The organism is Phaeodactylibacter sp., from assembly GCF_040219495.1.
GTDB lineage: Bacteria > Bacteroidota > Bacteroidia > Chitinophagales > Saprospiraceae > Phaeodactylibacter.
Window position 1 is genome coordinate 57,762 of sequence record NZ_JAVJSK010000131.1, and the last position, 8,120, is coordinate 65,881.

Genomic DNA, 8,120 nt, shown 5'->3' on the forward strand with positions numbered 1-8,120 from the left:
TTATGACGAAATCAATCCTACTCAGCTTATGCCTGCTAATTGCAGTAGGCAGCCTACTGCCTGCACAGTCCGCCCTTTGGTCCGTCGACAGCTACCCCGATGAGACCGGACTGCAAATGCGCATGGCCCCCATGCTGCCCCGTATTGCTGCCGAAGGCTTTGCCCAACGCAGCCTGGCCAACTCCAAATGCCCGGACACCGGGCTGCCAGTAAAAACCTGGGCGGTAAAGGGCGAAACAATTTACTCGCCTTATACCGGCAGGGCCTATCAGCAGGGAGATACCGGCTACTTCGGCCCAAAGGCACGCAATGAAGACGGCGAAATTTCTGCCTTCGGGGGCGACCCCCTGAAATACGAATTACAATCGGCTACGGCGCAGCTGCTGCTCCATCCTGGTGATGTACTTGCCCGCGGATTTCTAAGCATTCCCGGCAATCTCCGGCAGCAGTACCATTTTGCCTGCACCAACTGGGCGCGGTTTTATCCTTATCTGGCGGATGAAATGGGAGAGGACTGGAAAGCCCGTTTTCACCAAGCTGTAGCCACTTATGAGGAAACCCGCCGCCCTTCCGATGGGTACCGGGAATATGCGCCAATGAGCCATCCACACGATTTGGTAGGAGAGGAGGGGACTTTACTCGGCGGCAATACCATTGACGGGGGGACGGAAAACCATAAAACGATGTGGCGAACTTCCTGCCTGGTCTACAGTCAGTGGATGCCCGAAGGGGCTAAAATTTCCGGCTACGAGCTGCCGGAAGCAGAAACCAGGGTTCGAGGCTTTCTGACCGGCTACGCCGAACGCATGCTGCAAACCGGCAACGGAGAGTACGACTCCCAGATTTACTACCCGTACTCCATCGAAGGGTATATGAACCTCTATGATTTTGCCCAAAAGCCGGAGGACCGGGCATTGGCGAAATTCACCCTCGACTATTACTTTGCCACCACTGCCCTGAAGCTGGTAGACGGGCATATCGCTGGTGGGATGAAGCGCGGCTATTTGCCGAAAGGCGAGCCCGACAAAATGGAAAAGCTGTTCTGGGGGTATTTCGATGACGTCAGCCGCGATATGTCGGAAGCAGTGACCACCGTGCATCAGGCTACAACGGGCTATCGGCCCAATGCCATCATTTCGAGGATCGCAAGAGGAGAAGTAGCCTTGCCCTACGAGGCCCGCATGACGCGCCCGTTTTACCACATGGACCGCAAAAATGGCTTTCAGGAGTCTTTCTACCGGTCGCACACATTCGGGTTGGGCAATGTGTACATGAGCATCGTCGACAATCCCAATCAGCAGATGGTCTGGTCTCTCATGGTGCAAGGGGAGGACGGTCCGCTGGGCTTTACCGGTGGTCAGCCATTGCGGTTGACGACCTCCGGGCACAGTCCATATACGCAGACCCTGCACAGCAAAAACACCCTCCTGCTCCTGTCCGCTCCATCCGAATTGGATGAAAAACAGCATCCGGACTTCCAGATTTTTGACCAACGCATTAACCCCTGGCATCTGCCCGACAGCGCACAGGCCCGTGAGTTTGAGCTGGCCAACCGCTGGAAGTACGCCACAGAGCCCTTACAACCGGTAAGCCCACCCGCTGAAGATGAATTGGAAGCCTTTTGGGAGCAAAAGAAATACAGCGCTGCCTCCTGGCTGCTCATTCCCAAACAAGTGGAGCTGGCAAAGGAAACCGACCGGCAGCTGATTTGGAAAGCCCCGAATACCTGGGTGGCGGTCTGGCCCGTAGGGACTGATTACTTTATGATTGACGCCTCTGCGGAAGCGGTGGCGCAAGTAAAGGACAAGACCTGGCGAACCGTACTGGAGCAATACATCGTTCTGGTCGTCACCGGGCAGCAGTCCGGGTACGCAATTGAGGTATTGGAAGGAGCAGATCATCCGGATTTGAATGCCGTCCTGGCTAGCTTAAAAGAGGCGGACCTGGAAACAGAGCGGCTAAAAAAGAATAATACCATCACTTACGAGTCTACCCTCGGCGAAAAGCTGGAGATGACCTACCGCCCCGACCGCCTGAAGGCATACGGGCGCATCAACGGCACCCCTTTGGACTTTGAGAACTGGGCCGGGGGTGCCGTCTACGACAGCCCCTACGTACGGATCAAAGACGGCGTGATGGAAATGGAAGACGGCACAGCCGGCTACCGGGTATTTTTCCGGGACGGGCAGCCGGTTTACGAATTGCTAAACGAGAAAAACGACTAAGGGAAATGAAAAAGCTATGCCTTGTATGGTGTTTGATTTTTGGCTACAGCCTGCTGCCGGCACAACCCTATGATTTTGGGCACCCCATGCCGGTGGGGGCTTACTATTACCCGGAGCACTGGCCCGAAGCCCAATGGGACCGCGATCTGGGCAAAATGGCAGAGCTGGGCTTTCAGTTTACCCACTTTGGAGAATTCGCCTGGGCGATGATGGAACCGGAGGAAGGGCGGTTTGATTTTGAATGGCTCGACAAAGCGGTAGGCCTTGCAGACAAGCACGGGCTCAAAGTCATCATGTGCACGCCTACGCCCACGCCCCCCGCTTGGCTTACCGAGCGGCACCCCGAAATCCTGACCGTCAATGATCAGGGGCTGACGCAGCACCACGGTAGCCGTCTGCACGTGTCCTATAACCATCCCACTTACCGCTACTACACCGAGCGCATTGTGCGCGAGCTGGCGGAACGCTACGGGCAGGACGAGCGCATCTGGGGCTGGCAGGTCGACAATGAGCCGCACTATGGCGTATTGTATGACTATTCCGAGGGGCACGAGCGGGCTTTTCAGGACTGGTTAAGAGAAAAGTATAGCAATGTCCACAGCCTCAACGCCGCCTGGGGCACTGTTTTTTGGAGCCAAACTTACAACCACTTTGAGCAGGTCCAAATTCCCAATAAAAACCGGGCACCACAGGGCGCGAACCCTCATGCCTTGCTCGACTTTCAACGCTTTAATGCCGATGAACTGGCCGAAGCTTTGCGCTTTCAGGCCGATCTGCTCAAGGGTCTGGTGGACGAACGGCAGTGGGTAACCACCAACTACGCCTATTTTAAATTCCTGCCTTCCGTAGACCCTTTTCTGAACCGGGACGACTTTGACTTCGCTGCCCACACCATGTACCTGACAAGCGGATTCCTGAGCGATGAAGGCGGTCCCCTTGCCCATCGTCTGGGCAGTGGGCTTGAGCTGGCTTTTTCCCAGGAATTTGCCGAGTCCGTCAATGGCTACACCGGCATCATGGAGTTGCAGCCCGGCCAAATCAACTGGGGGGGCATCAATCCGCAGCCCCTGCCCGGTGCGGTGCGCATGTGGGGGTGGCACGCCTTCGGGTTGGGCGACGAATTCATCTGCACCTACCGGTTCCGGCAGCCCCTCTTTGGCGGTGAGCAAACCCACAAAGGCGTCATGGAAACCGATGGGGTGACGGTAGCCCGTGGCGGGAAAGAGTACGTGCAGTTTATGGAAGAGCTGCAACAGCTCTCGAAAAACGGCGACCTGAAAGCTGATGCTACCATGCCTGTCGCGCTGAAAACCCGCAAAACCGCCTTTTACTGGGAGCAGGACAACCTCTGGAGCCTGGGCAATCAGCCCCACCATAGTGACTGGGACAGCTGGGCGCACCACTATACCTATTACCAAAACCTGAAGCGACTGGGCGCTCCGGTTACCTTCGTCAGCCCCGGTGAAGCGGTTGACCCTGAGGAATATCCTTTCTGGGTCGTCCCCGCCGCGCATATGATTGATCCGGCGCAGGTGAAAATCTGGGAAGACTATGCAAGGGCAGGCGGCCACCTGATCCTGAGTGTGCGCACTGGCACGAAAGACAACAACAGCCATATTTGGGAAGCCCTGCTTCAGGAGCCCATCTGGAATTTGATTGGAGCCCGGGTGGAATACTACGACCACCTCCCCGCCAAATATCCCGGACAGGTAAGCATGGGGGACAATACCTATCCCTGGCATATCTGGGGCGATGTGTTGACACCGATGGAAGGCACAACGGTACTGGCGAATCACGATAGCGAGTACTACAAAGGGGCACCGGCCATAGTTTCCCGCGATCTGGGCGCAGGCAGCGTGACCTACACCGGCGTATGGTCGGACAACTGGGAGTTGGAGTATGAAGTACTGCGGTCGGTCTTTGGCAAAGCCGGGGCTGAAATGCTCAATCTGCCCCCCTACGTCTTCACCGAATGGCGGGATGGCGTTTACATTGCCGTCAACTACAGTTCAAAGGCCGTGAAAGCGCCCGTGCCGGATGGTGCGGAGGTGCTGCTGGGCGGGCGGCAGTTGGAGCCGGGGGGCGTGACGGTTTGGAGGGAGTAGGATAGGAGTTGGGGCTTTACACACTTTTAGCAATGTGTAAAGTATATAAAATGACGACTTATACTTATCTTCGCGATCGCAAAAAAAATATTAACCGTTTTAAAAACGCTCTGTTATGACTTTATTGAAAAGAAGTTTGTTGTTAATGCTGCTCTCCAGCCTGTTTGTGTTCTCTGCCTGTAACGACGATGATGATAACTGCACGGCTCCTGCGCTTTCCGAGAATATCGTAGGCGAATGGGAAGTGTCCACCACCAATGATGTGGTGGAGTTTCAGGCAGATGGTACGCTGATTGACCCCAATGACGCCGTTGTCGGTGGCTCTTCCACTGCCGATAAAACCTATGTGGCCAGTGGAATGACCCTTACAGTGACCGTTTCAGACGGTGGTGCCTCCTTCTCCTCTGAATTCGATGTAACCAGCAACGAATGCGATGAGATTGTAGTGACCTTTATTGGGGTGGATGTGACGTTTACGCGTCAGTAAGCCTCATTCTCAGGATGATCCTTGTGTCTAATGGCTGCGTGGTGAAAATCAGGTAGTGTTGTGGGATTGCAAGGACCAAACCCAAAACGGGCATCCGAAACCCTTCGGATGCCCGCTCTTATTGTAGCTTTAAAAAAGTCTTAAATCCGCTTTGCCCGCGGCTGCAGGTCCGTCAGCTCGGCGATCCGTACCGGCCGGCCGGATTCAATGCTGTTGCGGGCGGCTACGCCAATCAATACGGACATGGCGCCATCGCGTACGCCTGCAGCTCTTTCGTAGGGGTCTTCTTTTTCCGGGTGGACAAAGATTTTATCATGCAGGCGCTTGTCGCCACCGCCGTGGCCGCCACGTTCATTGCCCACCATGATGCGCTCGTAGTCACTCCATAAATTGTGGGTAATGAGGGGCTTGTAGTAAATGTCCCCAGCCTTCTGATTCATTTCCTGTGCGTGCAGCTCAGCCTGACTCACGTCCTGTTCTTCCACATAGGGGATGTCCTGCCAGGCTTCCAGGCGGCCGTCGGTGCCATTGAAGGCAATGCGCCAGCCCTCAAAGGGGGAGTAGGTGGTCAGGGAGTAATTCACGAAGACATTGTTGGCGTATTTGATCTGTGCCGACATTTTATCGTAGATGTTGATCTCCTCCCGGAACAGGCAGTTGTCCCGAATGTACCCGTCGTGGTGCTCGTTTTTGGTGTAGAGGTTGGTCAGGAATTCGTTTTTGGTAATATCCCAGTGGAAGGCGCACTTGTCCGTATGTTCGCAATCTCGGCAATTGTTGCCCCGGAAGGGCCCGTTGCTGCCGTAGTGCTCCAGGTCGCCGTAGGCAAAGACCTCCTCGGGGTCCGAATCGAGCCACCAGTTGAGCAGGTCAAAGTGGTGGGTGGCTTTGTGCACCCATAGTGTACCGCCCGCCTGCCGCAGCCCGTGCCAGCGCCGAAAGTAGGATGCCCCGTGGTAGGTATTCAGGTACCAGTTGAAGTCCACCGAGGTCACCTTGCCGATCTTTTCTTCCATCAGGAGTTCCTTGATCTTGGTCATGTACGGGCTCCAGCGGTAGTTGAAACCGACGATCAGGTTCTTGTTGGACCGGCGCTCGGCGTCAATGATTTCCTGGCATTTGAATTCATCGGTAGTCATGGGCTTTTCCGTGAGCACATCACAGCCCATGTCCAGCCCCTTGATGATGAATTCGTGGTGGTTGGAGTCTTTGGTAGTGACAATCACCAGGTCGGGCTTCCTTTCCTGCACCATCTTTTCGAAATTGGCGTAGGTCGGGCAGCTCACCTGCATTTCCTTCAGGGCAAACTCCAGCCGGCCCGGGTTGATGTCGCAAAGCCCCACAAATTCAAGGATATCGGAATACTTTTCCACCAGCCGCCGCCCCCAGAAGGTGATGCCGCGGATGCCGGTGCCCACGAGGGCGATTTTCAGTTTTTCACCTTTTAGAATGGGGCTCCAGAGGGTGCTGCCCGCCACGGCAGTGCCCGCTGAAAGGCTGCTGAGCATGGTCAGGAAATGTCTTCGGTTGATTTCGGTTGGCATAGTCTGAGTCGTTTTGGATAATTTACACTATTTATTACTTTTCATTTGCAGGGCTGCCCCCCACTGTGCTGCTTCCTGCTCCAGGTGTTGCCGGAATTCCCGGATGCCGCGTATTTGCATGGGGTCTTCTTCCCAAACCGCCATAAAGCGGTAGGTTGCGGCTTCGTTGCTGGCATTGAGGATCATGAGGTGGTCGAGTTCGCTATCGTAGAGTATGGGTTCCTGTGCTTCTTTGGCCATGAGGGCAAAGCCGAGCTGCTGCCCGTGGTAGGACTGATTGTCCCAGTTGTAGTAGGTTTGTACGCCATCGTACCGCTTGGCATTGATTTGGTCGGTATGCTTGACGATGCCGGTGGCAAATTGCATCCCGTCCGGCAGCGGGGTTTTGGACTGCATGCGCACCTCCGTCCACTGATGGCCGGCCTGTATTTCAAAGTCTACCGTGAGGTCCAGCCGGAAGGTGTCCACCTCCAGCCCCTCAAAGGTGACGCGCAGGATGCTCCGCAAAGGGCCGTTGGCAATGATGTTAATGTCTTTTTTTGCGGTTTTAGAAAGGGCATAGGCTTTTTCCTGGTACCAGATGGCGGGGCTGCCAATACCCAGTGAGTTGCCCACTTTGAGAATGTCGGAGCCCCAGTCCTTCAGGTCGTGGTAGTCCCAGCCCACCGTATCCATGACCATGTCCCGGACTTTCTTGCCGTAAATATCGGTGCGGAAGCGGTCGTCCATGTAAAAGCGGTAGGCCACGAGGTCGTTTTCCCAAACCGGGCCTTCAAACATGACCCACATATTCTGCGGGGTGAGATCACCGGGCACCGTCAGGGCTTCCCGCTGGGTATAATCCGCCAGCATTTCCCGGGCGGTTTCCGGGGCAAAGGGGCGGTCCTGCACCTTGAAGACGATCTGCGAACGTTGGGAGGCCTCAAAGGAGTCTGGGGCTGGCTGATAGGCGAGACTGCGGGAAGATTTGCCCTTCAGGTCTGCCAGGAAGAATAAAGTTTCCGGTCTGCCATCACCATCCAGGTCATCCTGCTGTGCGGGCAGCCAGGCCTCAGCCCCGGCATCGTAAAGCGCCCATCCTGGCGCACTGTTTTCCGGGATAGCGGCCTCAAAGCCCGCATCCTTAAACGTGGTGGCTTCCGGATTGGAAACCGCAACGGTATAGTAATCGCCGTCTTCGGTCGCTTGATCAGCCCCGCAGCTGCTGAGCAGGCTCAGGGCAAGTCCGACACTGAAAAGGCATAAGTAAGAAAAAGGTGGGATCCGCATGTTCCGGTAGGTTTTGGTGAGTTTGCTCCTAAAAATATTCATCCTGATTGGAATGGCGGTAAAAAAACAGGCCATTCTCTGGGAGGGTAGCCTGCAAGGGGCTTTTGTAACCTTTTTGCGCTTGTATTGCGTATCTTGAAGTGGTGCCTGTGCAGTTGAGGGCGTATGACTTTCTTTGTTTCGGGTTTTATGTCATTTAGCAGCCTTATCAGCGTTTTACATAAATTGACATTGCACTTTATTCCAAAATCCCTTATCTTACCAAAAATCCGGACGCACCCGTTCGCTCCCTTCTTCGAGGTGGATGTTTTGCTTCCGCTTCAGTTCTGCGTTCGCGTTGATTCGGTTACCCAATTGGTCTGCTAAGTGCTGCTTTTTGAAGACATAGACTTCAAGAGTTCTGTCTCCTTGTTGCCCTTTACCAGGCTACCTAACACTGTATTTCTTAATTAACCGATAAATATTTTACCTATGAAAAATGTAAACCTGA

Annotated in this window: 5 protein-coding genes; 3 read left to right on the top strand and 2 right to left on the bottom strand. The window is 54.7% G+C overall.

Features of this window, described 5'->3' with window-relative positions; translation table 11 throughout:
- Positions 1-2: 2 nt before the first annotated feature.
- The 3 genes from RIC19_RS21005 to RIC19_RS21015 all read left to right on the top strand — a co-directional run bounded on the left by RIC19_RS21005 (position 3) and on the right by RIC19_RS21015 (position 4,817).
- Positions 3-2,225, top strand: coding sequence for a hypothetical protein (locus RIC19_RS21005; protein ID WP_350180334.1), 2,223 nt, complete (start codon positions 3-5; stop codon positions 2,223-2,225).
- 5 nt (positions 2,226-2,230) lie between these two features.
- Positions 2,231-4,330, top strand: a complete 2,100-nt coding sequence (locus RIC19_RS21010; protein ID WP_350180335.1) for a beta-galactosidase — start codon at positions 2,231-2,233, stop codon at positions 4,328-4,330.
- 115 nt (positions 4,331-4,445) lie between these two features.
- A complete protein-coding gene (locus RIC19_RS21015) occupies positions 4,446-4,817 on the top strand; it encodes a hypothetical protein (RefSeq protein WP_350180336.1) in 372 nt (123 codons plus the stop codon).
- Positions 4,818-4,957: 140 nt separating this feature from the next.
- Here the strand turns inward: RIC19_RS21015 and RIC19_RS21020 are convergent, their stop codons facing one another.
- Positions 4,958-6,361, bottom strand: a complete 1,404-nt coding sequence (locus RIC19_RS21020) for a Gfo/Idh/MocA family oxidoreductase (RefSeq protein ID WP_350180337.1) — start codon at positions 6,359-6,361, stop codon at positions 4,958-4,960.
- A 27-nt stretch (positions 6,362-6,388) separates the two neighbouring features.
- A complete protein-coding gene (locus RIC19_RS21025; RefSeq protein WP_350180338.1) occupies positions 6,389-7,630 on the bottom strand; it encodes a DUF4861 family protein in 1,242 nt (413 codons plus the stop codon).
- Between the last annotated feature and the right edge of the window lie 490 nt (positions 7,631-8,120).